The sequence below is a fragment of the Pseudomonas sp. VS40 genome, from assembly GCF_018587885.1.
In the GTDB taxonomy this organism is placed as follows: domain Bacteria; phylum Pseudomonadota; class Gammaproteobacteria; order Pseudomonadales; family Pseudomonadaceae; genus Aquipseudomonas; species Aquipseudomonas pergaminensis.
On sequence record NZ_JAGYWD010000005.1, the window covers coordinates 474298 to 500529 of the forward strand.

At 60.0% G+C, this 26232-nt stretch carries 20 protein-coding genes and 1 pseudogene; 7 read left to right on the plus strand and 14 right to left on the minus strand.

Annotated elements, in window-relative coordinates; all coding sequences use genetic code 11:
• Positions 1–73: 73 nt before the first annotated feature.
• Positions 74–1000, plus strand: coding sequence for a carbon-nitrogen hydrolase family protein (locus KHP07_RS17830; RefSeq protein ID WP_078048135.1), 927 nt, complete (start codon positions 74–76; stop codon positions 998–1000).
• 45 nt (positions 1001–1045) lie between these two features.
• Here the strand turns inward: KHP07_RS17830 and KHP07_RS17835 are convergent, their stop codons facing one another.
• Both KHP07_RS17835 and KHP07_RS17840 read right to left on the minus strand, forming a co-directional pair.
• Positions 1046–1507: an LEA/WHy family protein gene (locus KHP07_RS17835; RefSeq protein WP_033900377.1), complete on the minus strand. Its 462-nt coding sequence runs from the start codon at positions 1505–1507 to the stop codon at positions 1046–1048.
• 13 nt (positions 1508–1520) lie between these two features.
• A complete protein-coding gene (locus KHP07_RS17840; protein ID WP_214497649.1) occupies positions 1521–2948 on the minus strand; it encodes a nucleobase:cation symporter-2 family protein in 1428 nt (475 codons plus the stop codon).
• A 236-nt stretch (positions 2949–3184) separates the two neighbouring features.
• Between KHP07_RS17840 and KHP07_RS17845 the strand changes: the two genes are divergently transcribed.
• The gene (locus KHP07_RS17845; protein ID WP_078048137.1) at positions 3185–4810 is read left to right on the plus strand and encodes a methyl-accepting chemotaxis protein; all 1626 of its coding nucleotides are present in this window, start codon (positions 3185–3187) and stop codon (positions 4808–4810) included.
• Between the two features lie 130 nt (positions 4811–4940).
• Here KHP07_RS17845 and KHP07_RS17850 read toward each other — a convergent pair whose 3' ends face one another.
• The 5 genes and pseudogenes from KHP07_RS17850 to KHP07_RS17870 form a co-directional block, all read right to left on the minus strand.
• Positions 4941–5918, minus strand: coding sequence for an NAD(P)-dependent oxidoreductase (locus KHP07_RS17850; RefSeq protein WP_214497650.1), 978 nt, complete (start codon positions 5916–5918; stop codon positions 4941–4943).
• On the minus strand, positions 5915–7207 hold the full coding sequence (locus tag KHP07_RS17855; protein ID WP_214497651.1) for an MFS transporter: 1293 nt from the start codon (positions 7205–7207) through the stop codon (positions 5915–5917). Before KHP07_RS17855 ends, KHP07_RS17850 begins: the two co-directional genes overlap by 4 nt.
• 45 nt (positions 7208–7252) lie before the next feature.
• On the minus strand, positions 7253–8194 hold the full coding sequence (locus KHP07_RS17860; RefSeq protein ID WP_099492665.1) for a sugar kinase: 942 nt from the start codon (positions 8192–8194) through the stop codon (positions 7253–7255).
• Positions 8187–8969 (minus strand): sugar phosphate isomerase/epimerase family protein, encoded by a 783-nt coding sequence (locus tag KHP07_RS17865; protein WP_214497652.1) that lies wholly within the window; start codon positions 8967–8969, stop codon positions 8187–8189. The genes KHP07_RS17860 and KHP07_RS17865 overlap by 8 nt, the downstream gene beginning before the upstream one ends.
• 100 nt (positions 8970–9069) lie before the next feature.
• A pseudogene (locus tag KHP07_RS17870) lies at positions 9070–10100 on the minus strand (LacI family DNA-binding transcriptional regulator); the annotation flags it as partial.
• 269 nt (positions 10101–10369) lie between these two features.
• On the opposite strand from KHP07_RS17870, the gene KHP07_RS17875 reads away from it, so the two are divergent.
• The 3 genes from KHP07_RS17875 (at position 10370) to KHP07_RS17885 (ending at position 16291) form a co-directional block, all read left to right on the plus strand.
• The gene (locus KHP07_RS17875; RefSeq protein ID WP_214497653.1) at positions 10370–11617 is read left to right on the plus strand and encodes a hypothetical protein; all 1248 of its coding nucleotides are present in this window, start codon (positions 10370–10372) and stop codon (positions 11615–11617) included.
• Between the two features lie 146 nt (positions 11618–11763).
• Positions 11764–13752 carry a hypothetical protein gene (locus KHP07_RS17880; RefSeq protein WP_214497654.1) on the plus strand — a complete coding sequence of 663 codons (1989 nt, stop codon included), beginning with the start codon at positions 11764–11766 and terminating at the stop codon, positions 13750–13752.
• 277 nt (positions 13753–14029) lie between these two features.
• Positions 14030–16291, plus strand: coding sequence for an autotransporter outer membrane beta-barrel domain-containing protein (locus KHP07_RS17885; protein WP_214497655.1), 2262 nt, complete (start codon positions 14030–14032; stop codon positions 16289–16291).
• A 64-nt stretch (positions 16292–16355) separates the two neighbouring features.
• On the opposite strand, the gene KHP07_RS17890 is transcribed toward KHP07_RS17885, so the two are convergent.
• The 5 genes from KHP07_RS17890 to KHP07_RS17910 all read right to left on the minus strand — a co-directional run bounded on the left by KHP07_RS17890 (position 16356) and on the right by KHP07_RS17910 (position 22710).
• Positions 16356–16817: a hypothetical protein gene (locus tag KHP07_RS17890; protein ID WP_099492675.1), complete on the minus strand. Its 462-nt coding sequence runs from the start codon at positions 16815–16817 to the stop codon at positions 16356–16358.
• A gap of 329 nt (positions 16818–17146) precedes the next feature.
• Entirely contained in the window at positions 17147–17788 is a 642-nt protein-coding gene (locus KHP07_RS17895; protein ID WP_099492676.1) for a DUF1345 domain-containing protein, read from the minus strand.
• Positions 17789–17915: 127 nt separating this feature from the next.
• A complete protein-coding gene (locus KHP07_RS17900; RefSeq protein WP_214497656.1) occupies positions 17916–18311 on the minus strand; it encodes a hypothetical protein in 396 nt (131 codons plus the stop codon).
• Positions 18312–18441: 130 nt separating this feature from the next.
• Positions 18442–21534, minus strand: a complete 3093-nt coding sequence (locus KHP07_RS17905) for a multidrug efflux RND transporter permease subunit (protein ID WP_078048147.1) — start codon at positions 21532–21534, stop codon at positions 18442–18444.
• Positions 21535–21552: 18 nt separating this feature from the next.
• Positions 21553–22710, minus strand: a complete 1158-nt coding sequence (locus KHP07_RS17910) for an efflux RND transporter periplasmic adaptor subunit (RefSeq protein ID WP_078048148.1) — start codon at positions 22708–22710, stop codon at positions 21553–21555.
• 316 nt (positions 22711–23026) lie between these two features.
• Between KHP07_RS17910 and KHP07_RS17915 the strand changes: the two genes are divergently transcribed.
• Complete coding sequence (locus KHP07_RS17915) at positions 23027–23728, plus strand: response regulator (protein ID WP_078048149.1); 702 nt, start codon at positions 23027–23029, stop codon at positions 23726–23728.
• A gap of 3 nt (positions 23729–23731) precedes the next feature.
• A complete protein-coding gene (locus KHP07_RS17920) occupies positions 23732–25033 on the plus strand; it encodes an ATP-binding protein (RefSeq protein WP_078048150.1) in 1302 nt (433 codons plus the stop codon).
• Here KHP07_RS17920 and KHP07_RS17925 read toward each other — a convergent pair whose 3' ends face one another.
• On the minus strand, positions 25034–25702 hold the full coding sequence (locus tag KHP07_RS17925) for an anti-sigma factor (RefSeq protein WP_214497657.1): 669 nt from the start codon (positions 25700–25702) through the stop codon (positions 25034–25036).
• Positions 25699–26214: a sigma-70 family RNA polymerase sigma factor gene (locus KHP07_RS17930; RefSeq protein ID WP_099492686.1), complete on the minus strand. Its 516-nt coding sequence runs from the start codon at positions 26212–26214 to the stop codon at positions 25699–25701. The genes KHP07_RS17925 and KHP07_RS17930 overlap by 4 nt, the downstream gene beginning before the upstream one ends.
• Positions 26215–26232 lie beyond the last annotated feature (18 nt).

The following is a 26232-nucleotide window of genomic DNA, read 5'->3' on the forward strand; positions in this document are numbered from 1 at the left end:
CACTGAAGTGGGCTTTATTCATGATCGAGGCTGGCGGGAGAATGGGCAACCCCCCTTATCTGGAGTGATCGTGATGCCTATTTCTACTGTGGCAGCTCTGCAAATCGGCTCCTTGCCCGGCGGCAAGGGTGAAACCCTGGCGCAAATCCTCAGTTATGAGGACGAGATCCTGCGCAGCGGCGCGCAATTGGTGGTAATGCCCGAAGCGTTGCTGGGTGGCTATCCCAAAGGTGAGGCCTTCGGCACGCAGTTGGGGTATCGCCTGCCGGAAGGCCGCGAAGCCTTCGCCCGTTATTTTGCCAACGCCATCGATGTACCGGGTGCGGAAACCGAGATGTTGGCCGGCCTGTCCGCACGCACCGGTGCCAGCCTGGTGCTCGGTGTGATCGAGCGCAGTGGCAGCACCCTGTATTGCACCGTGCTGTATTTCGAACCAGCGGGCGGTCTGGTGGCCAAGCACCGCAAGCTGATGCCCACCGGTACCGAACGGCTGATCTGGGGCAAGGGCGACGGCTCGACCCTGCCGGTGATCGACACCGCGGTGGGCCGTGTCGGCGGCGCAGTGTGCTGGGAAAACATGATGCCGCTGCTGCGCACGGCGATGTATGCCAAGGGTGTGGAGGTGTGGTGCGCGCCGACGGTGGATGAGCGCGAGATGTGGCAAGTGAGCATGCGTCATGTGGCTCACGAAGGGCGTTGCTTTGTGGTGAGTGCCTGCCAGGTGCAGGCCTCGCCTGAGGCGTTGGGCATCGAAGTAGCCAACTGGCCTTCAGACCGCCCGTTGATCGCGGGCGGCAGTGTGATTGTCGGGCCGATGGGCGACATTCTTGCCGGGCCGCTGCTGGGAGATACCGGCTTGCTGACGGCGCAAATCAATACGGATGACTTGGTACGCGCGCGGTATGACTATGACGTGGTGGGGCACTATGCCCGGCCAGATGTGTTCGAGTTGACGGTGGACGAACGGGCCAAGCCCGGCGTGCGCTACCTGACGGATTGAGCACCATCCTGTGGCGAGCGGGCTTGCCATACGTGAGCCGCGCAATTACCAGGTGGCGGTATTCGGCAAGTCCAGCGTGCCACGGTCCACAAAGCGCATGGTGCCGAACAGGCCACCCGCGAGTTTGCCCCGCAGCACGTACGGCAGGTTGTTCAGGCTCTGGGTCTGGCTCAGGCCCAAGGTCTGACGCAACACAGAAAATGCCGAAACACTCACCGGCACCATCAGCACGGTCTCGGAAAAACGGGGGATGGATCCGCTTTGATCACTCACCCCAGAGGCCAACGGCCGGCCATTGACCTCCAGGTCCAGGGCCACGCCGTTGTAGTCGATCGCCGTTTCATTGGGGTTCTGCACCCGCAGCTTCACGGCGAAGCGCACTTCCAGGTCCTGGCTTTGCAGGGGCTCGATGCCCACCACGTTGATGTTCACCGGGTCGCGGTTGGGAAACAGGGCGCAGGCGCTCAGGGTCAGCAGCAACAGCGATAGAACCATGAGCTTGCGCATGTAAACAGTGCTCCTATTGGGTGACGTCCGGGTCCTGCATCACTTTGAGGGTAGAGGACTCCGGATCAAATTCATCTTCTTCCAGTTCTATGAACTCTTCCGGCAGGAAAATGTTCAGCAGGATTGCACAGAACGCACCCACGGTGATCGGCGATTCAAAGATGTTATGCAGCGCCTTTGGCAGGTCGCGCAGTACTTCCGGCACGGCGGCAACGCCCAGGCCCATGCCGAGGGAGATCGCCACGATCAGCACATTGCGTCGGTGCAGCCCGGCTTCGGCGAGGATCTTGATCCCGGCCACGGCCACAGTGCCGAACATGATCAAGGTCGCGCCGCCCAGTACCGGCTTGGGCATCAGTTGCAGCACCGCGCCGATCATCGGGAACAGCCCCAGCAGCACCAGCAGCCCGGCGATAAAGTACGCCACGTAGCGGCTGGCCACGCCGGTCAACTGGATCACACCGTTGTTCTGGGCGAAGGTCACCATCGGCAGGCTGTTGAACGTCGCGGCCATTGCCGAGTTGAGGCCGTCGGCCAGCAGGCCGGACTTGATGCGCTTGATATACAGCGGGCCCTTGACCGGCTGCTGGGAAATCATCGAGTTGGCCGTCAGGTCACCGGCCGCTTCCAGGGGCGAAATCAGGAAGATCACCGCCACCGGGATAAACGCCACCCAATCGAACGAGAAACCGTACTTGAACGGCACCGGCACGCTGATCAAGGGCACTTGGGGCAACGCCGCCATGTCGACACGGCCCATCAGCCAGGCCACCACGAAGCCCAGGGTCAGGCCGATCACAATCGAGCCCAGGCGCAGGAACGGGTTGTTGAAGCGGTTAAGTACCACGATGGTCAGCAGCACCAGCGCAGCCAGGCCCATATTGCTGGCGGCGCCAAGGTCGCTGGCACCAAAGCCGCCGGCCATGTCGGTGACGGCCACCTTGATCAATGACAAGCCCATCAACGTGATGATGGTGCCGGTGACCACCGGGGTGATCAGCTTGCGCAGCTTGCCGATGAACTGACTGAGCACCACTTCGATAAACGCCGCGAAAAAGCAGATGCCAAAGATCGTCGAGAGGATCTCATCGGTGCCGCCGCCCCGGGCCTTGACCATGAACCCCGCGCTGAGAATCACGCTGATAAAGGAAAAACTGGTGCCCTGCAGGCACAACAGCCCCGAACCGATCGGGCCGAATGTGCGCGCCTGCACAAAGGTGCCGAGCCCCGACACAAACAGCGCCATGCTCACCAGGTACGGCACTTCGCTTTCCAGGCCCAGCACACCGCCGACAATCAACGTGGGGGTGATGATGCCGACGAAACTCGCCAACACGTGCTGCAACGCGGCAAAAACCGACGCGGTGAAGTGCGGGCGATCTTCCAGGCCGTAGATCAGGTCGGATTTATAGCGCGGGCGGGGGGCTTGAGCGTCAGACAAAATACGGGCTCGGGTCAGAAAATGGAGGCGCAGGATGCCAGAAACGGCCGATCGTCAGAAGTGTAAAAAAATATTTATGAATGCCCTGTGGGAAACCTTTGACCCTGCCGATACCGAGGATAGGCCCACAAATCAATGACAACAGTGGTGGCCAAGGTCCGAGCAGCGCGTTGACGCTGACAGATCGTTTCGCAGCAGGGACGCTCGCAAACACTATTTCTGAGAGCACCCCCCTTATGTCCCTCCGCCAATTGAATATTGCTCCTCGAGCGTTTCTCGGTTTTGCGTTCATTGCGTTATTAGTGGTTGTACTGGGGGTGTTCGCAGTCAATCGCATGACGCAGATCCGCCAGTCTTCGGTGGAGATGAGCCTGACCCAACTGCCCAGCGTGACGTCACTGGCCGTTATCACAGAAAACGTGCTGCGCCTGCGCATCTTGTCTTTCCGGGTGCTGGTCAACCGCGAACCCGCCAGCCTGCAGGAAGCCGAAACCCGCATGGGCGTGCTCGCCGACAAGGTCAAGAGTGCCCAGGCCAGCTACGCGGCGCTGCCTGCGGGCCCAGAGGAAGCGGCGTTGTACAAGACGTTCGTGACCACCCTGGATAACTACTTCAAGGCCCAGGCCGACATGCTGGCGCTGTCCAAACAGGGCAAGGTCGATGAAATGCGTGCCCTGATCAACAGCCGCATCAAGGACGGTACCGACCAGATGGGTGAGCAGTTGAACAAACTGATCGCCATCAACGCGGCCGACGCCAAGCAAGCCGACAATGAAGCCGGGCAAAGCTACCAGGGCGCTATCACCGGTGTGATCGGCGTGTCGGTCGCCGCCGCATTGCTCACCGTATTGCTGGCCTGGCTGCTCACCCGCAGTATCGTCACGCCGCTGCGCAAGGCCGTGGAAGTCGCAGAAACCATTGCCGGTGGCAACCTCAGCAAACTGATCGAAGACGATGGCAAGGACGAACCTGCGCGTTTGCTCAGCGCCTTGTCGACCATGCAGGCTAATCTGCGCCAGACCATCCAGCACATTGCCGGCTCGGCGACGCAGCTTGCCTCAGCAGCGGAAGAGTTGAGCGCGGTGACCGAAGAAGCCTCCAAAGGCTTGCAACAACAGAACAATGAAATCGACCAGGCGGCGACGGCGGTCAATGAAATGACGGCGGCGGTAGAAGAGGTGGCGCGTAACGCGGTGTCGACCTCCGAAGCGTCCGGGCAGTCCAACCAAGCCGCGCGCGAAGGCCGCGACCGCGTGATGGAAACCGTCGGTGCGATCCAGACCATGACCCAGGACGTGCAAAACACCGCCGCAATGATCGAAGGCCTGGCCACGCAGGGGCGCGACATTGGCAAGGTACTGGACGTGATCCGCGCGATTGCCGAACAAACCAACCTGCTGGCGCTCAACGCCGCCATCGAAGCCGCGCGTGCCGGTGAAGCCGGCCGTGGCTTTGCGGTGGTGGCCGACGAAGTGCGAGCGCTGGCCCATCGCACCGCGCAGTCGACTCAGGAAATCGAGAAAATGGTCGCCGGCATCCAGAACGGCACCGGTGAAGCTGTGCAATCGATGCAGCAGAGCAACCAACGCACCCAGACCACCCTGGAAATGGCCCGCGCCGCCGGCGTGGCGCTGGAGCAGATCACGCAGTCCATCGGCCTGATCAATGAACGCAACCTGGTGATTGCCAGCGCTTCGGAAGAACAGGCTCAGGTGTCCCGCGAAGTGGACCGCAACCTGGTCAACATCCGCGACCTGGCGACCCAGTCGGCGGCGGGTGCCAACCAGACCAGCGCAGCCAGCCATGAACTGTCGCGCCTGGCGGTGGACTTGAATGGGATGGTGGCGCGTTTCGTTATCTGACCTGAAATGAGGTCAACATGTGGGAGCGGGCTTGCTCGCGAATGCAGTGGATTAGTCAAGAAGTCTATCGACTGACATACCGCATTCGCGAGCAAGCCCGCTCCCACATTGGTTTATGGTGTGTCAGGAATCAGCGGTTCCAGGCGTCGGCGTTGACCAGGTTCTTCGGTCGTTCACCGGCCAACGCCTGCAACAGATTGTCCACCGCACACTGGGCCATCGCTTCCCGCGTCTCATGGGTCGCCGAGCCGATATGCGGCGTGGCCACCACGTTGTTCAGGCGCAATAACGGTGAGTGGTGATCCAGCGGCTCCTTCTCGAACACATCCAACCCCGCCGCCCGGATGGTGCGCTGTTGCAGCGCCTCCACCAGCGCAGCTTCGTCCACCACCTTGCCCCGCGAAATATTGATGAAGATCGTTTCCGGGCCCATCCGTGCGAATTGTTCGGCGCCGATCAGCTTCTCGGTTTCGGCGGTGAGTGGCAGGGTCAGGCAGACAAAATCGGCTTGTTGCAGCAAGTCATTCAAGCTGCGGTACTGCGCGCCAAAACGGGCCTCCACCGCCGGCTTGGGCGAATGGCTGTGGTAGATCACCGGCATGCCAAAACCAAAGTGCCCGCGCTGGGCCAGGGCTTCACCGATACGGCCCATGCCGATAATGCCCAGGGCCTTGCCATGCACGTCGGTGCCAAAGTGCGCCGGGCCGATGTTTTTGTTCCATTGACCGGCGCGCACCATGTCGGCCAGCTCGACCACGCGGCGGGCGGTGGCCAGGATTAAGGCAAAGCCCGTGTCGGCGGTGGTTTCGGTGAGCACGTCCGGGGTGTTGCTGAGCAGGATACCGCGCGCTGTCAGGTAGTCGATGTCGTAGTTGTCGACCCCCACGGACACGCTGGCCACGGCCTCCAGTTTGGGCGCAAGGTCCAGCAATTTGGCATCCAGGCGCAGGCTGGCACCCAGCAGACCCTGGGCCGTGGGCAGGGCGTCGCGCAGCTTGGCCAGGCCGGTGTCGTCCAGGGCTTCGATCAGCGTCACCTCGGCCTGTTCATGCAGGCGGGCCATCAGCGGCGCGGAGAGTTTTTTGTACAACACGACAGACTTTTTCATGCGGCTTTTACCTTCAATTCTAGATTGGGCGCCGGCGTGCGGTCACTGGCGCCGGGCTTGAGGAAAATCGTCAGTACCACCGACAGCAGCAACGCGCCGCTCATCAGCAGGTACGAAGCGCCGGGCGAACCGGTGCTGCTGTTGAGATAGCCCACCAGGTACGAGCCGCCGAATGAACCCAGAGCCCCCATGCTGTTGATCAGCGCCATGGCGCCCCCGGCGACATTGGCCGGCAGGATCTCCGGGACAATCGCGAAAAACGGGCCGTAGGGCGCGTACATGCAGGCCCCGGCAATCACCAGCAAGGTGTAGGACCACCAGAAGTGTTCGGCGCCGAGTACGTAGGACGCGTAGAAAGCAATCGAGGCAATCAGCAGCGGCGGCCATACGAAACGCTTGCGCTTTTGCAGCTTGTCCGAGCCCCACGACACCACCAGCATGCCAATCACTGCGGCCAGGTAGGGCAGCGCCGACAACCAGCCGGCCTCGACCATGTCCATCTGCAAGCCTTGCTTGAGGATCGACGGCAGCCACAGCACAAAGCCGTACACGCCAATGCTCCAGCAGAAGAATTGCAGGGCCAGGATGATCACTTTGGGCGAACGGAACGCCTCGGCGTAGTTCTTCACCGCCTTGATCCCGACTTGCTCGGCGGCCAGCGCGGTTTCCAAGTCCTGTTTCTCAGCGTCGCTCAGCCACTTGGCATCCTTTGGACGCTCATCGGCCAGCTTCCACCAGATAAACGCCCAAAGCACGGCCGGCAGGCCTTCGATGATAAACATCCAGCGCCAGCTGAAATGCTGCACCAGGTAGCCCGACACCACCGACATCCATAGCATGGTCACCGGGTTGCCGAGGATCAGGAAGGTATTGGCGCGCGAGCGTTCGGCACGCGTGAACCAGTGGCACAGGTACACCAGCATCGCCGGCATCACGGCGGCTTCGACCACGCCGAGCATGAAGCGAATCACGATCAGCATGTAGGCGTTGGACACCACGCCGGTGAGGGTGGCGAGGCCGCCCCACAGGATCAGGCTGACGAAGATCAGCTTCTTGACACTGCGTTTCTGCGCGTAGATCGCCCCCGGCACCTGAAAGAAAAAGTAACCAAGGAAAAACAGCGCCCCCAGCAATGACGACATGCCGGGGGTGATCATCAGGTCTTCGGCCATCCCGGAGGCAGCGGCGAAGCCGTAGTTGGCGCGGTCCAGATACGCCAGGCTGTAGGTGATAAAAACGATGGGCATGATGTACCACCAACGGCGGGTGGCGAGTTTCACGGTGTCCATGGGGTTGCTCCTGAGCTTGTTGTAGTTGTGGCAACAGGTAATGGGTTAGGCAACGGATCGACTGGGTAACTCTGAACGGGTGGGCAGGCCTTCCATGTCGCCACGGCTCTGCACGGCGCGGCTGCCGATCCAGTTGCCGCGCTGTACCGCCTCGCGGAAGCTGAGGTTCTCCAGCAGGGCGCTGATCATGCCCACGGCAAAACCGTCACCGGCGCCGACCGTGTCCACCACGTTGTCCACGCGCACCGCGGCGACAAAGCCCTGGTCCATGTGGGTGCGGTAGTAAGCGCCGTCGGGGCCAAGCTTGATCGCCACGGCTTCGGCGCCCTGGTCGAGGTAAAACGCGGCGATGTCGGCCGGGTCATCGAAGCCGGTGAGCAAGCGACCTTCGCCCAGGCCCGGCAGGACCCAATCGGCCAGGCCGGCGAGGGCGTTGATTTCGCGGATCATCGTTTGTGGGTTGGCCCACAGCGAGGGGCGCAGGTTGGGGTCGAACGACACGCTGCGCCCGGCCTTGCGCATCTGCGTCATCAGCTCGACGGACAACTCGCGCGTCGCCTCGGACAATGCGGGCGGAATGCCGGTGGCATGCAGATGGCGAGCTTGCAGCAGGGCAGGGCTGATGGCGGCGATAGACAACTGACTGGCCGCCGAACCCTTGCGGAAGTACTCAACCTGGGGATCATCGCCCGCTTCTTCACGAGACTTGAATTGAAAACCGGTGGGGTGTGCCGGATCGACCGCCACATGTCGGCAATCCAGGCCCTCCTGGGTCAAGGTGTCGACCACAAAGCGCCCGAGCGAATCATTGCCCACTCGGCTCAGCCAGGCGACGTTGAAACCCAGGCGCGACAGGCCGATGGCGACATTGCTGTCGGCACCCGCAATCCGTTTATGGAACTGAGCCACCTGGGCCAAGTCGCCGGTCTGTTCGGCGACAAACATCGCCATGGTTTCACCAAACGAGAGGATATCGATCTCAGACATGCGCATGCTCCGCACGAGGTTGGCCCAGCAGGGCGAGAGTGGCGACCTGCTGCGCGGTGACCGCGACCAGGTCATCGCCTTGCAGCGGGAATTCCACGGCCCGGCTAATACCTGGAGTCATGTGCTTGAGCAGTTGTTCCCACAGATGCAGGTCGGTGGCGCCAGGCGGCAGGGCGACCAGCTTGCCGTCGGCACGCCGCGCGACCGCCTTGCAGTGCAGGTAATCCACATGCCGGCCCAGCAGGCGTGCGGCGGTTAGAGCGGATTGGTCTTGCCATTGCCAGTTGCCGATGTCGAAGGTCATCTTCACCGGCAGGCCCAGGCGTTCCACTTCGGTGAAGAAGCGCTGCATGGGTTCGATGCGGCCGCCGTGCAGGGTCTGGTCGTTCTCTACCAACAGGCGGACCGGGTGGCGGTTGAGCAGGGCGTGCAGGCTTTCCAGGTCGTTGGTGTCGGTGAAGTAACCGAGGGACACCTTGAGCCAGCGTGCGCCAAACGCCTGCGCCCGATCCAGGGTGGCCGCGAGTTCGGCATTCGCTTGGGCGCGGCCGGCGACCCACAGTTCCAAGGGCGATGAGAACACCGACTCCAGGCCATGCTCGACAGCAGCCTGGGCCAGCTCGTGGGGTTGCTCGGTGGTCAGCAATTCTTCACGCCATTCGATACGTTGGGCGCCGGCGGCCGTCAGCAGCGCGACAAAACTCAACTGGCCCTGTTGGCGGACAAGGTCGGCGCCGTAACTGGAAAGGCTGATGGAGACGGGGTACTTATGCATTGTCGTTTACCTCTGAAACCGGTTTCATTTTTATACGTAAACCAAAACCTGTAGGAGCCGGCTTGCCGGCGATGGCGTCCTTGAAATGTAAGGGCCTCATCGCCGGCAAGCCGGCTCCTACAAGGGGTTTGTGGAGCCTCGGATGATCAGTTGGGGCAGGAAGTCCAGGGTGCGTGTCGGCTCGGTATCGCCGCGCAGGCGCTTGAGCAGGCAGTCAAATGCGCTGGCGCCGATGGCTTCGGTGGGCTGGGCGAGGGCGGTGATGCCCGTGCCTACCAGCGGATACCACTCCAGGTCATCCAGGGCAATCAGGCCGATGTCATCAAACAGGTGGCAGCCCAGGTTTTTCAGTGCGCGGGTGCAGGCCAATGCCGCGACACCGTTGGCGCAGAACAGCGCCTTGGGGCCAGGTTTTGCGAGAAAGGTTTTCAGGTGTTTTTGCAGCGTTTCATCCAACTCCAACACAGCGCCGGTCAATGCCGGGCGGCTAGCGATTTCAGTCTTGAAACTGCTCAGGCGCTCCAAGCGCGAACTGGTGCCATCGGTGGCCTCGCTCACCATCAGCACATCGCGATAACCCTGCTGTTGCAGATGTTCCACCGCCATGCGCACCGCTGCGGGGTTGTCCAGGCCGACCAGGTCGCTGTGCAACGGCTCGACCTTGCGGTCCACCAGCACCAGGGGCATTTCCCGCTGCAGTTCCAGCAGTTGGTCGAGGTGATGGCCGAGGGTGTTTACGATCAACCCTTCGATGTTGTACGAACGCAACGCTGCCAAGTGCTGGCGTTCTTGCTCGTCGTCACGGTCGGTGTTGCATACCACCAGGCTGTAGCCGTGTTGACGGCAAGCGGTTTCGACACCGTGCATCACGGCAATGGAATAGGGGTTGCGGATATCGGCCACCAGCATGCCGATCAGGCGCGTGCGCCCACGCTTGAGGCCACGGGCCATCTGGTTGGGGCGGTAGCCGAGGTGCTCGATGGCTTGCTCGATGCGCAGGGCAATGGCATCGGAGAGTAGGGCGCGGTCGTCGCCGATAAAGCGCGACACGCTGGCCTTGGACACGCCGGCATGTTGGGCCACGTCGAGCATAGTCACGCGGCTGCGCTGGGCGGCGGAAAATGAGGTCACGGTATAGCCTTTTTTATTGGATTAAGTAAAACGCTGAAACCGGTTTCAGAACACACTAGTCTACGAGGCTCGTCAAGAATTTTTTGCGGATATATGGGGCTGTTAAACCCTAAATACCGGACGAACGGCGGTGGTACCTGTGAGTTCTGACAGTATCGACCGGGGAAGCGAAGGTGTTCAATCGCTCCAACAGAGCCTGAATGCGATAGGTCGGTCAGCGCAGAGGCACGCCACGCACGCCAAGAGTGTTTGTGGAACAGGAGGTTTCGATGACCATTTCCAATTCAGGCCAGCCAAGTGCGAATGGCCCTTCGGGTCCTGGAGGCACTCTTGTACTGCCCGACCCAATAGTTGACGAGGCATTACCGGATGGGTTGATCCCCGCTGAATTTTACTTCAGCGACTTATGCATTTCGCTCCCTACGCCTTGGGCGGTACTACCCGGCGTAGAGAGATCCCAGTATTTGATTTTCGTGTGGCATGTCCGCGGCGCCCTACCTGTTGATGCGCCCCCCATCGAACTGCGGGGCCCCCTGACGGATGGCGATTTTCCTTTGCCAGCGAAGATTCCCCAGGCGTTCCTGCTGAGCAGTGCTGTTGTTGATCTCAGCTATAGGATTCATAACACCACGCCTGATAGCCCCAGCATGGATACCTCGGGCACTGTGACCATCAGAATTGACCGCGACGCGCCCGGCGTTGGCGAGTTGCTTGCACCGGCTATTTTTCCCATTGATCCGATCACCCAGGATTACCTTGATGCCAATCCTATGGTGCCCATGGAAATACCGCTGGGCTATCGGGGGCGTGAGGTCGGTGACCGGGTGCTTATGTATTTCTCTGATAGGAATGAATTGCCAACGGGTTTGCCAACGCTGACTTCGCCACCGTTGGCCAGTGACAGCGGCCGCATTTTTGTTGAGGTGCCCAGTGAAGTGTTCACGCGGTTCCCTGGGGCTCTCTGGCTGTTCTGTTTTTATCGTTTGGCAGACCGCGCCGACAATGTGAACCCGGCGTTTTCATTGGTGGCGAGTGTTAGATTGCAAACCAGCCTTCCCCCCGTCACGTTTACCCGCCCAAGCTTTCCTCAATCCGAGTCTCATCCCAACCGGTTTTTGACCTGCAGCACCCTCCCGCCCATCTGGTTCGGGGTCGAGGTGCACATCCCCCCCGACGCGAACTTGCTCCATGGGGATTTGGTCACGCTGAGATTTCAAGGATACGCCCAATACCCTGATGTCAATCCGGACCCCAATATTGTGGAAACGCTGGCGCATTTCTGGGACGGGGTAGCGGATGCATCGGGCTACAACTTCTGGCTCCGTGATGTCGAACGCCTGATCCGGCCATTGAAAAAAAACGCTGGCGGGCAGGCGAGTTACATGGTGTCCAGAGGGGGGACCATCATTGGCCGCTCAGCATCCAGATATGTGCAGTTCGATCGTGTGGTGCCTCAGTCGCCGCCATTGCCAAACCCTGTTTACTGCTGGATTGACGGTAATGGCCCCGAGCCCTGAGCGCGATTATCTCACCGCATGAATGTTGGGCCGCATCGAATGGTTCGGTGAAGGCCTGATGGCCGCTTTCTAAGTGAGTGTGCTTCGCCGGAAAAACATTCGGCGGGAGAGAGAGTGCCTGTTTACACCACCAAGGAGAGACTGAAATGAGTAAAAAAATCACATCTGAGCCTTTGGTTCTTGATGCGCCCACAATCGTTGAAGGAATCGGTGCAGATGGCCTTATTCCGGCGGCAGTTGCAAGTGTTGGTATCAACCTACAGTTAAGTACGGGGACAGCATCGAGGATTACTGATTGGATGAGCGTCGAAATTCGTAATCCTGCAGACATCCCCTCCCTGTGGATCCCCTTTGTAAGGCCCTATCAATTAACGACCATCACTCCCCCGATTCCCCCCATCATCAATCTATTTGTTCCTGCGCCGCGACCCCAGTTCAGGCATGGCTTTTATGAACTCAGAAACACTCAATACCGCAATCAAGCTGGTGTACCGGGCAATGCCATCGACACCTCCAACCCTGGCGCGTTTCGAGTCGATACCATTGCGCCCTATGCCGTAGAGTCATCACGCGAACCGCCAACTGTTCCGGTCTTCGTCAACGCGCCACCAGGTACAGTGATCGACGATGCGTTCCTGTTAAACGAAGGTGGCCTGGAATTTAGCATTCCTGCCAACACTTATTCCGCACAGCCGGGGCAATTTGAACCAGGGGACGTTTTTTTTGTTTACTTCGGCCCGGCAATGGACCCGCGCCCCGAGAATTTGGTGAGTGATCCGGCTGGTATACCGATGTTGGCAACAGGGGGCACTTTCTTCTTGCCCCGCGCCCAGATACTGGTAACCGGCTTGAATTATCTTGTCTATACCATCCGTGATCGGGCAGGTAACGTCAGTGCGCCCTCCTCGAATGATTTTCGTATGGTTTCATTGCTGGACGATCCTGTTCCGCTAGAGGTCTACGTGCCATTGGCGCCGGCACCTCGTAACGGCAGCACCGACGATCTACTCAATATCGCGGACTACAAGCAAGGCATTGTGGTTCATATTGAAGAATACGCTAATCACGCCATAGGTCAGGACAAGTTCGAACTGCAATTGGAGAACCAGCCATTTGGCCCGCAAACGCCTGAGCTTGATAGGTTTGACGTTATCATCGGTAATATCAACGATATGATCAAGGCGGCATATACCGCGACGATGGGTCCGCAGCCTGTGACGTTGCGCTACCGTATCGACCGAAATGGCATGTTTTTCAACTCTCCCGAAAAAACGGTGCAACTTGATTTGTCGGTGGAAGGTCCGGTCCTACCGGGCACCCTGGAACCTGGCGATGTGAACCCTGCACTGCAACTGGCACAGGTGTATGGTACAGGCCCCGCCCCCGAGTTGAACACGCTGCGCATCGGTGATGCGGATCTGCCTGTCAGGATTGTGATTCCACTCTGGACCGTTGCAGCGGCTCCCCATGCGGACAACATGTTCTTCCTGTTCTGGGGGGTCACAAAAGAACGAGTGGGGCCTTTCCCCCTCAGCACGCTGGTACCCGGAGATGAGGCGGAGTTCTCCATCCCGTGGGACGTAGTGGCTCGACACGGTAATGGCATGCAGCCTGTCAGCTACGTTGTCACTGGCCCCGGCACCACGAATGAAAACCCGTCTGACGTGACGATGGTCGACGTGATCGGTGCCGTGACAGTGATACTGCGAGAGGCTGAGTTCCTGAACCCTGATGCGAACGATGAGTGGAGCTGCGACTCCCTGAAAAGCCGCGGCCCTGGGGCGCCGCCGACGTTATATGCCGAGCTTTTCATTCCAGCAGACCCACGCTTGGTGGTCGGTAATAGTGTGACGGTAACCTTTACTCTTTACAGCGATGCGTTTGGTTTTCCACCGGGTCCATTCGTGGAGGACTTTATCCATCCATCGTTGATCCAGGAGGATGTGGACAATGGCTTTATCGTTGAAATCCCTTACGGTACGTTCCTTAAACAGTCTGTGTTTGGACCTTGTGAAGTCACCTACAGCACGGTCGTAGACTCTGGAGAAACGGGTAACAGTGAGTTGGCTCAGAAGTACACCGCATTCTCCAACCCGGAAACATACTGCGATGGCATGACAATCGTAAGGCCTTAAAACCGACTGTTCAGTTGTAATCATCAAAGGGAGGCACGGCTTCCCTTTGGTGTTTTCGGCAGTTGCAAACTGCTGCTTATAGGTGACTCTGTGTACGGTTGCCCTATCAAGCTGGTATTTCCGGGTCTTCGTATTGCCTATCGCCACCTCTTGTTCAGATTAATCCTACATCTATGGGTATGTTCGCTGGGTAATCTCTGCGCCGCACAGGTAAGGCTCCATTCCACGGGAACGAGCCAAGCCGTTTCAAAGGCACCAGCCCAGAGAGTGAAGTCCTATGTCCGTGTTATCCAACTTCGAGCTCAAACCCTTGAGCAAGATAATGAAAGTTCCAACTATTACTTTTCTTATGTTTTCGGCTATTCAATCGAACGTACAGGCGGCTCAACTGATTGGCGAGTCAAAAACCATTGAAGCGGGCGAGTTGCCCAATGACTGGCAACTGGACCTGAAGTCCGAGCTGACGGTTAATGGCGCTCGGGCACAGCATATTCTGGTCAACGATTCGGCCTTGATCGTCAACGCAGGTAGCAAAATTGACGACATCCGTGCGACCCAGGGATCGACTGTCAGCTTGAACGGCGCCACCGTTGATTCTAACCACGCGGTGTTCGGCGCAGTGCGCCTGGATGATAGCAGTGCTCTCATTCGTGACAGCAGCATTACCAGCCATACCACGGTAGGTCTTCAAGCATTCCAGTCCTTCGACTCTGAAAAAGGAGGCGTTGCCGAGGTATTCAATAGCACCATTCGTGGGCATATTGGCGGCGCGATGGCAACGGGCAACAGCGAGCTACATTTTAGAAAAACCTTGGTCGAAGGTACCGGTGCCGACAGTTTCGGCGTGTTTGTTGACGGAGCAACGGTAACTGCCAGCCAGAGCACAATCATTGGTGGCAAAAATGGTGTGTTGTTCTCCGATAATTATGACGAAGGTGGAGTTGGCAAACTGTTCCTGGATAACTCCAGCGTCGAGGGTCGCAGCGGTTCCGCCATTGTGGTCAATGGCGAGGATGGTTCGACCCCGGGAGTTGAAATTGATGTGCGCAATGGCTCGACGTTGATCGGCGGCAACGGCACGTTGCTGGAAGTAAACGGCGGCGCCACGGCTAGCATGAACGTCGATAACAGCCGCTTGACGGGTAACGTCATTGTCGAGGATGGCAGCACTGCACATCTGAGCCTGCAGAACTACGCCAGCCTGACCGGCCAAATGCAGAATGTCACCAGCCTGAATATTGGCGACACGTCATTTTGGGAGTTGACCGGCGACAGCCAGGTAGGTGACTTGAGCCTGGCCGGTGGCACGGTTAAATTTGGCGCCAGTGATGCGTTCTATCAACTGGACCTGGATAGCCTGGAAGGCAATGGCACCTTTGTCATGGGCACTGATTTCGCCCGTGGTGTTACAGACTTCCTGAACATCGAAGGCGAAGCCAAGGGCAATCACAGCCTGTTGCTTGCGGCCAGCGGTGCGGAGCCGGTCAGCCCTGAAGAGATTCGCATCGTGCACACCGGTGGAGGTGACGCACACTTCTCCCTGGTGGGCGATGTAGTGGACGTAGGTGCCTACTCCTACGGTCTGAAACAGGAAGGTACCGACTGGTTCCTTGACCCGAACAATCGCGTGATCAGCCCAGGTACCCGCTCGGTACTGGCCCTGTTCAACACTGCACCAACGGTGTGGTACGGCGAGGCGACTTCACTGCGTACGCGTATGGGGGAGCTGCGATTCGAACCAGGCCAGGCGGGCGTCTGGGTACGTGGTTATGGTAGCAAGTACAAGGTGTCCGACAGCACGGGCGTAGGTTACGACCAACGCCAGCAAGGCTTCACGCTGGGTGCCGATACGCCGTTGGCCGACAGTCAGTGGCTGGTCGGTGTGATGGCCGGTCACAGTACGTCCGACCTGAACCTCAAGCGCGGTACTTCGGGCAATGTGAAAAGCTACTACCTGGGTGCTTATGCAACTTGGCTGGATGAGGACAGCGGTCTGTATTTCGATGCCGTGGCCAAGGTCAACCGGTTCCATAACCAGTCCAAGGTGGGGCTGAGTGACGGCACCTCGTCCAAGGGCAAATACAACAACACGGGTGGCGGTTTGTCGGCTGAGTTTGGTCGTAACATCAAGCTGGATAATGACTTCTTTGTTGAACCCTATGCCCAAGTCTCTACTGTGGTGATCCAGGGTGCCAATTACAACCTGGACAATGGCCTGCAAGCCAAAGGCGAGCGTACGCGCTCGATCATGGCCAAAGCCGGTGCTACGGTTGGGCGTGACATCCAACTCGACAGTGGCAGTGTGGTGCAGCCTTACTTGCGAGCGGCAATGGTGCACGAGTTTGCCAACAACAATAAGGTCTCGGTGAACAACAACGTGTTCAACAACGACCTGTCCGGTTCTCGCGCTGAATTCGGTGCGGGTGTGGCGGTGAAGCTTTCGAAGAATCTGCAACTGCATGCGGACCTTGAGCACAGCAGCGGCAGTAAAGTCGAACAGCCTTGGGGTGCCAACGTGGGTGTACGCTACACATGGTAAGCGCCCTTCAATAAAAAACGTCCGTATCGAGAGATACGGGCGTTTTTGCATGTGGCGCGAGCCATCAACTGGTCAGGTCGAAGTCGACATCGAGCGTATGGGGGATCCCGTTGGGACCCTTATCGGTGGTTGCATGAAGGCTGCCTCGGATTTTAATAACGCCGGGGGCCAGTCCGTAAATGGTCAATTCGCCTTTAATAGCTTCAACCGTATAGTGCTGCGTGGGGGACTTCACCGCGTACCAGACCTCGACATCCGTGAACTCCTGCTCATCCAGGTTGATGACTTGGCCGACATTAATATTTTCAGGGACCTGGATAAATATTTCCTTGATGGTCACTGAATTATCAGCGTGTCGGGCATTGATTTGGAAGACAGACCGTTCGACGTTGCGAGACAGGGTAGTGGTTTGAAAACGGACAGGTGTCGAATCGACGTGTGCGTTGAAAGTACCTGAGGCAACAATTCGTTTGGGGCCCAATGCCTGTTTTTGTTCAGGAGTTAAAATGTTCGCTTGTACAGTCATGATCGCTTCTCCGACGCTGATGATTGTGCGAGTAACAGAGCATCATCGGCTCTGTCTAAAGCATGTAATAGTAGAGTGCCTAGCCTGTAAACTGTCAGAACTAACAGTATACGAAGGGCGCGATGTATGAGTGTTTCTTATTGGGTTGCACGGTCTAAGTAATTATTTTTTAATTCGATTGAGTATTAGCGTGAGGAGGGGCCAGGACACTTGGTATGGGCCATGCTCCGCCACGTCGAACTCAACCGCAATAACGCCTGCATCGGTTGAACCGCATCAAGGCTCTTGGCGCCCGGCAATGGATGGGCGTATAGACGGTGCGTACAGGGTCAGCCGAACAGTCCGGCGGCGATATTGATCGAGAATCCCAGGATCGCCGTATTGAACAGAAACCCGATCAACGACTGCCCCAGCACCACCTTGCGCATGCTTCGCGTGGCCACACCCACATCCGAAGTCTGCACTGCCACGCCGATGGTGAACGAGAAATACAGGAAGTCCCAGTAGTTGGGCGTCGTCAGGCCCTCGGCAAAGCGTAACGCCGGCTCCTTGCCGTCCCAGGTGTAATAAAGGCGCGCGTAATGCACGCTGAAGATCACCCCGATCAGCAACCACGAACCGATCACTGTCAGCCCGGTGAAACCGTAGTGCAGCAGGCGTTCCGAGGTGGCCAGGTCTTTGCTGCCCACCAGTTCGAAGGTGATGGTCGCCAAACTGGCAATGGCGGCAATGCACACCGTGAACAGCACCAGGCCGGCGTTTTCGTCTTCGATCTCGGCGATGCGTTTGACGTCTTCGGCTTTGGCGCGGCGGGTCAGCCATAGCATCAGTACCAGGTAGGTCCAGACCCCGGCATTCCAGCCGATGAGGATTTTGCTGATGAGGCCGTCGGCGGGGACCAGGATACCGACGGCAAGGCCGAGCACGGCGGCGGCGGAGAGGCGAGGGTGGGTGCGGGCGAGGAACGGCATGGCGGCTCACAATGAAATGTCTCTGCGAGCACCATAGCGCATTCTTTAGTCCCTGACTGACTGCGTCGAACACTCCTTTTTGTCAGTTGCACGTCCTGGCCATCAAACATGGCGGTTACTGCCGTGCTTATTCAAAGTAACGGATAGCGCCGTCCGTGAGTTTGACTGCGGGGTAGTGCGCGACAGGAACCAAGACGGCTTCAAACGTCGCATCAAGCGTTTTACGTGTAGGGTCCCACACGAAGGTTATGCTTCCGCTACCGGCATGACGGGTAGGATAGCCGTACCGTTCGTAGGTGAGCTGCGAAGGGTTGCCAGGACCAACCGGTATGGCTGTTCCACCGTTCCCAGGGTTATTGACCGTGATGATGAATTTTCCGGCTGAGTTTCCAGTGCCCGGTGCCTCAATACGCAGCAATTGGCTCGTATGGATTACTGTTAAGTCTTCGCTGACAAAAAAACTGTTTCCAATGCCTACCGCCAGGTACCCGTTGGAAAGCAGTAAGCCTGAGTGTTCGCTCATGGGAAGCTTCTCTTTACTGATCGTTCGGATTGAACAAAGGCACACTAAAACGAAAAAGAACCCTGCGAAACTGTCAACATTGACAGTTTGTAAGGGCTCTTTTCAGTGGGCTTGCGTCGGTTGACGTCGATCAGTCGCGGCGCTTTTTAACCAACTTCATTACCACCACAAAAAACACCGGCACAAACACCACCGCCAGTGTCGCGGTGATCATCCCGCCGATCACGCCGGTACCAATCGCCTGTTGGCTTGCCGAGCTGGCCCCGGTGGCAATCGCCAACGGCACCACGCCGAGGATAAACGCCAGGGACGTCATGATGATCGGCCGCAGGCGCAACCGCGCGGCCTTCAAGGTGGCGGTGATCAGGTCTTCGCCCTGGTCGTACAGGTCCTTGGCGAACTCGATGATCAGGATCGCGTTCTTCGCCGAGAGGCCGATGATGGTGATCAAGCCGACCTTGAAGAACACATCGTTGGGCATGCCGCGCAAAGACACAGCCAGTACCGCACCGAGTACGCCCAGCGGCACCACCAGCAGCACCGAGGTCGGGATCGACCAGCTTTCATACAACGCCGCCAGGCACAGGAACACGATCAACAACGACAAGCCCAGCAACAACGGTGCCTGCGAACCGGACAGGCGTTCCTGCAACGACAGGCCGGTCCATTCCTGGCCCAGACCGGCGGGCAATTGGCTGACCAGGCGCTGGATCTCGTCCATGGCCTCGCCGGTACTGTGGCCCGGTGCCGCTTCGCCGGAAATCGCGATGGCCGGGTAGCCGTTATAGCGCGTCAGCTGGGTCGGGCCCTGGGTCCATTTGGCTTCGACAAAGGCCGACAGTGGCACCATCTTGCCGGCGTTGTTGCGCACATTGATCTTCATCAAGTCCGCCACTTGGCTGCGTTGGTCGCCTTCGGCCTGCACCACCACGCGCTGCATGCGTCCCTGGTTGGGGAAGTCGTTGATGTAGGCCGAACCGATGGCCGAGGAGAGCACATTGCCCACATCGGCAAATGACACGCCTAGCGCATTGGCCTGCTTGCGATCGACTTCCAGCTGCACTTGCGGCGCTTCGGCCAGCGCGCTTTCACGCACGTTGGCGAGGATCGGGCTTTTCTCGGCGGCAGCCAGCAACTCGGTACGGGCTGCCATCAACGCGGCATGGCCGACGCCACCACGGTCCTGCAGGCGGAACTCGAAGCCGCTGGACGTGCCCAGGCCATCCACGGGCGGTGGCAGGATCGCATAAGCAATCGCGTCCTTGAGTTCGCTGAACGCCATGTTGGCGCGGTCGGCAATCGAGGCGGCGGAATCATCGCTGCCGCGTTCCGACCAATCCTTGAGTGTGGTGAATGCCAGAGCCGCGTTTTGCCCCGAACCGGAGAAACTGAAGCCCATGATCATGGTGGTATCACCCACCCCAGGCTCTTCGGCGTTATGCGCTTCGATCTGCTCGGCCACCTGCACCGTGCGGTTCTTGCTCGCGCCGGGTGGCAGCTGGATATCGGTGATGGTGTAGCCCTGGTCCTCCACCGGCAGGAACGAGGAGGGCAGGCGGCTGAACATCCAGCCCAGGCCCACCAGCAGCACCAGGTAAATCAACAGGTAGCGGCCGCTGCGCTTGAGGGCATACGCCACCCAGCCTTCATAACGGTCGGTGAGGCTTTCAAAGCGCTGGTTGAACCAGCCAAAGAAACCGCCCTTGGCATGGTGTTCGCCTTTGGCGATCGGCTTGAGCAAGGTGGCGCACAGGGCCGGGGTCAAGGTCAGGGCGAGGAACGCCGAGAACAGGATCGAGGTGGCCATCGACAACGAAAACTGCTGATAGATAACCCCCACGGAACCGGCCATGAACGCCATCGGCAGGAACACCGCCACCAGTACCAACGTGATGCCGATGATGGCCCCGGTGATCTGGCCCATGGCTTTTTTCGTCGCTTCCTTGGGCGACAGACCCTCGGTGGCCATGATGCGTTCGACGTTCTCCACCACCACAATGGCGTCGTCCACCAGGATGCCGATCGCCAGCACCATGCCGAACATGGTCAACACGTTGATGGAGAAGCCCAGCAACAACATGGTGGCGAAAGTGCCCATCAACGCAATCGGCACCACCAGCGTCGGGATCAAGGTGTAGCGCACGTTCTGCAGGAACAGGAACATCACCGCAAACACCAGTGCCATCGCTTCGAGCAGGGTGTAGACCACCTTGGTGATCGAGACCTTGACGAACGGCGAGGTGTCATACGGGATCTTGTACTCCACGTTGGCCGGGAAGTAGCGCGACAGCTCGTCCATCTTTGCCCGCACCAGGGTGGCGGTACTCAGCGCATTGGCGCCGGGCGACAACTGCACGCTGACGGCGGTGGACGGCTTGCCGTTCAGGCGGGTGGAGAACTGGTATTCCTGGCTGCCGACTTCCACCCGCGCCACATCGCCGATGCGCACGGTCGAGCCGTCGGGGTTGGCCTTGAGCACGATGTCGGCAAATTCGGCCGGCGTTGAAAGCTGGCCTTTGACCAGGATCGCGGCGGTGATTTCTTGGGTGTTGGTGCCCGGCAAATCACCGATGCTGCCCGCCGAGACCTGGGCGTTCTGCGCGCTGATCGCGGCGTTCACGTCGGCCGGCGTCAGGTTGAAGCCGATCAATTTCTGCGGGTCGATCCAGATGCGCATGGCACGCTCGGCACCATACAGCTGAGCTTTGCCCACACCGTCGAGGCGCTTGAGTTCGTTCATCACGTTGCGCGCCAGGTAATCACTCAGCGCCACGTCATCGAGTTTGCCGTCGTTGGAAGTGAGGGTGACCAGCAGCAGGAAGCCGGCGGAGACTTTTTCCACCTGCAAGCCTTGTTGGGTCACGGCCTGGGGTAGGCGCGGCTCCACGGCCTTGAGGCGGTTTTGCACGTCCACCTGGGCCATTTCCGGGTTGGTCCCCGGTTGGAACGTGGCGGTAATGGTGGCTGAGCCCAGGCTGCTCTGGGATTCGAAGTACAGCAGGTGGTCGGCGCCGTTGAGCTCCTGCTCGATCAGGCTGACCACGCTTTCGTCCAACGTCTGCGCCGAAGCGCCGGGGTAGACGGCATAGATTTCGACTTTCGGCGGCGCGACGTTGGGGTACTGGGCCACCGGCAACTGCGGGATGGCGAGGGCGCCCGCCAGCAGGATAAACAGGGCCACCACCCAGGCGAAGATCGGGCGGTCGATAAAGAACTGCGGCATGGTGTTTGATTCCTTTCCTTAGCGGACAGAGGCCTGGGCATTCGGCGCGGGGCTATCGTCCACTTCGACTTTTTCACCGGGGCGCGCGTGTTGCAGGCCCTCGACGACAATACGGTCGCCGGGCTTGAGGCCACTGCTGACGATCCAGCGGTCTTCGATCACTGCACCCAGTTCCACCGGCTGCTGGCTCACGGTCTGCTCGGCGTCGAGCAACAGCACCATCGGGATACCGGCGCTGTCGCGGGTGATGGCGCGTTGCGGCACGCTGATGCCTTGCTTGTCGACGGCTTGCTCCAGGCGCACCCGCACAAAGCTGCCGGGCAGCAGGTCGAGGTCGGGGTTGGGGAACTCGCTGCGCAGGATGATCTGGCCGGTGCCGGGGTCGACGCTGATCTCGGCGAAGAGCAATTTGCCCGGCAGCGGGTAGAGGCTGCCGTCGTCCTCGATCAACGTGGCCTTGGCCTGGTCCTGGCCGACCTGCTTCAAGCTGCCGGCGCGGAAGGCGCGGCGCAGGTCATTCAGCTCACGGGTGGACTGGGTCAGGTCGGCGTGAATCGGGTCCAGTTGCTGGATGATCGCCAGCGGCGTGGCTTCATTCTGGCCGACCAGCGCGCCTTCGGTCACCAGCGCACGGCCAATGCGCCCGGAAATCGGTGCGGTGACGGTGGCGTAGCCCAGGTTCAGTTTCGCGCGCTCGACGGCGGCCTTGTTGGCGGCGACTTCGGCGTTGGTCTGGCGCACGGCGGCGCGGGCGTTGTCGTAGTCCTGGCCGCTGATGGCATTGCCTTCCACTAATTGGCTGTAGCGCTGTTCTTGCAGGCGCGCCTGGAAGGCATTGGCCTCGGCCTTGCTCAGGTTGGCCTGGGCGCTGTCGAGGTCGGCCTTGAACGGCGCGGGGTCGATGCGAAACAGCACGTCGCCCTGTTTCACGTCGTGGCCTTCCTTGAACACCCGTTGCATGACGACGCCGGCGACCCGTGCACGTACCTCGGCAATGCGCGGCGCGGCGATGCGCCCGCTCAGTTCGCTGGTGATGGACAGGGGTTTGGCGGCCAGGGTTTCGATGCGCACTTTGGCCAGCGGCATTTCCGGTGCCTCGGCGGCGGACTTGTCGCACGCGCTCAGGGCAAGGGTGAGGGCCAGCAGGCAAAACGGCGCAAACAGATTCTTCGACATGCTCTTATCCCAATATTGACTGGCGCATCCTAAAGTCACCTGCGCCGGGGTGCTGTGAAGCTGTGTAGCTTGTCTGTGAAGAAATGTAAGGTGCGACCCATAGTCGGCAGAGGGCGTATATCCTTGCACAATCCTGCAAGCGCCAACGATTCAACATGTGGCAACCAGCTTGTGTGGGAGCTGGCTTGCCTGCGATAGCATCACCTCGGTCTACCTGATAGACCGCAGTGTCTGTATCGCAGGCAAGCCAGCTCCCACACAAGCAGCGCCCACATTGGATTTGTGTACCGCCCATCACTGCTTATTTGGAAACACCATGCCCAACATCCTCCTGGTGGAAGACGACGCCGCACTCTCCGAGCTGATTGCCAGCTACCTGGAGCGCAATGGCTACCACGTCAGCGTGCTCAGCCGTGGCGACCACGTCCGTGAACGCGCGCGTCTGAACCCGCCGGACCTGGTGATCCTCGACCTGATGCTGCCAGGCCTTGACGGCCTGCAAGTCTGCCGCCTGCTGCGTGCCGACTCGGCAGGGCTGCCGATCCTGATGCTCACCGCCCGCGACGACAGTCACGACCAGGTACTGGGCCTAGAGATGGGCGCCGACGACTACGTGACCAAACCCTGCGAGCCGCGCGTGCTGCTCGCCCGTGTGCGTACGCTGTTGCGCCGCAGCAGCCTGTCCGAGCCCCAGGTGGCGAACGACCAGATCATCATGGGCAACCTGTGCATCGACTTGTCGGAGCGCACCGTGGCCTGGCGCGAGCAGGCGGTGGAGCTGTCCAGCGGCGAATACAACCTGCTGGTGGTGCTGGCCCGGCATGCTGGCGAAGTGCTTAGCCGCGACCAGATCCTGCAACGCCTGCGGGGTATCGAGTTCAATGGCACCGACCGTTCGGTGGACGTGGCCATCTCCAAGCTGCGCCGCAAGTTCGACGACAACGCCGGTGAAGCGCGCAAGATCAAGACGGTGTGGGGCAAGGGCTACTTGTTCAGCCGTTCCGAGTGGGAATGCTGACCCATGTTTCGTGTCTTGCTGCGCCTCTACCTGATCACCATCGTCACCTACAGTGCGGCGATCTACCTGATCCCCTCGTTGGTGATCCAGCTGTTCGAACACCGCTACATGGACTACAACATCGAGCAGACACGCGGCCAGCAGAAGCTGATCGTCAAGCAATACCTGCGCGCGCCGGTGGAACGCTGGTCACAGGTGACCGAGCAACTGGGCCGTGACTTCGCACCGCTGAAAGTGCAATTGCTGCTGCGCCAGGACGCCAGCTACACGCCCATGGAAGAACAGCTGCTGGAGCAGGGCAAACCGGTGGTGCGCCTGGGAGAGTGGGGCTGGATGGAGGAAATCAGTTCGCCGATCAACGAGCAATTCGTGGTCAAGCTGACGGTGCCGCCCGATCCGATGGACATGAACGTGCTGTACTGGGCGATCAACGTGCTGATCGTCGCCGCGCTGCTGGCCTGCCTGCTGGTGTGGCTGCGCCCGCACTGGCGTGACCTGGAACGCCTGAAAAGCACCGCCGGGCAACTGGGCCAGGGCAACCTGGCCGAGCGCACACGCATTCCGGCCAGCTCCAGCATCGGCAGCCTGGCCTCGGTGTTCGACACCATGGCCGACGACATCGAACACCTGCTCAATCAGCAGCGCGACCTGCTCAATGCCGTCTCCCACGAACTGCGCACGCCGCTCACTCGCCTGGATTTTGGCCTGGCCCTGGCGCTCTCCGAAGACTTGCCCGAAGCCAGCCGCGAGCGCCTGCAAAGCCTGGTGGCGCATATTCGTGAGCTGGATGAGCTGGTGCTGGAGTTGCTGTCCTATAGCCGCCTGCAAAACCCGGCGCAATTGCCCGAGCGGGTCGAGGTGATGCTCGACGAGTTTATCGACAGCGTGCTCGGCAGCGTCGATGACGAATTGGAAAACCCCGAGATCGTCATCGACGTAGCGCTCGATTGCGCCGTGGAGCGCTTCAGCCTCGACCCGCGCCTCACCGCCCGTGCCTTGCAGAACCTGCTGCGCAATGCCACGCGCTACTGCGACAAGCGCATCCAGGTCGGCGTGAAGGTGTGTGCCAAGGGTTGTGAAATCTGGGTAGACGATGACGGCATTGGCATCCCGCTGGACCAGCGCGAACGCATCTTCGAGCCGTTCTACCGCCTGGACCGCAGCCGCGACCGCGCCACCGGCGGTTTCGGCCTGGGGCTGGCCATCAGCCGGCGCGCCCTGGAAGCCCAGGGCGGCACCTTGACGGCGTTGGCCTCGCCCTTGGGCGGCGCGCGGTTCCGCGTGTGGTTGCCCAGCGTCGCCTGATCAAAGCACCTTGACGGCGCGGCCGATGGCCTGGATCGGCCCGGTGGGCTTGCCGGTCGGCGAGCCACGTGGGTCTTCCAGGGTCAGCTCGAACAGTTGGTTTTGTGTCAGCGGCGGTAGCTTGTCCAGCGGCACCGACAGCGTCTGGCCCGGCTTGACCAGGCCCAGGGACACCGGACCTTGCCAGCCGTCGCCCTTGGTCCAGAACTGCAGGGCCTTGTCGGATGGCACTGCCATCACGCCCAACGGGATCAGCTGAATCTGCTGATCATTACTGGCCTGGATCACCCAGCCCGGTGCCTGGCTTTGCGGCGCGACCAGCACGACCACGAAGCTTGGGGCGGCAGTGGGCGGGCGGGTCAGTAGCAACCCGGCCAGTACCAGCGTGGTCAAAAGCCCCGCACCGGCCAGGCCGCGCCACACGGCCAGCAGGTCCCACCAGTGCGTGCGAGCACTGGCGATGTTACGTTCGATACGCCGCCACAGCTCAGAGGAGGGCGGTACGGGTTCCGCCAAGGCGGTCAGCGGCAACAGGCGTTGCTCCCAGGCGTCTACCGCAGCGCGTAGTTCGGCATCGTGCTTGAGGCGTTGTTCGACGTCGGCGCGTTGTTCGCCGGGCAAGGTGCCCAGCACGTATTCGCTGGCCAGTTCGTCCAGTGGGTCGTTCATGCCATGCACTCCCGCAGCGCGGCGAGGCTACGTTTGATCCAGGCCTTGACGGTCCCCAACGGGGTGTCGAGTTTCTGGGCGATTTCACTGTGGGAATAACCGTCGACATAGGCATGCAGGATGCACGTGCGACGGGCCGGGTCGAGTTGCTCCAGGCAGGTGTGGACCTGTCCCGAGCGCGCGCTGAATTCAAAGGTTTCGGTTGCGGCGACTTGCTCGTGTTCGTCGCCCAAAGGCACTTCGCGGTAATGGTTACGCACCACGTTGAGCGCCAGGTGGCGGGCCACGCTGAACACCCAGCCACGGGCCGAGCCGCGACTGGGGTCAAAACTGCCGGCGCCTCGCCAGATCTTGATAAACGCATCATGCACGATGTCTTCGGCCAGGGATTTGTCCCTGGCGATGCGCAACACCACGCCGAGCAGATGGCTGCTTTCCTGCTCATACAACTGGCGCAAGGCGCGTTGATCGCCACGGGCGCAAGCCTGCAGACAGGCTTCGTAATCAAACACGGATGGCTACCCCCCAAT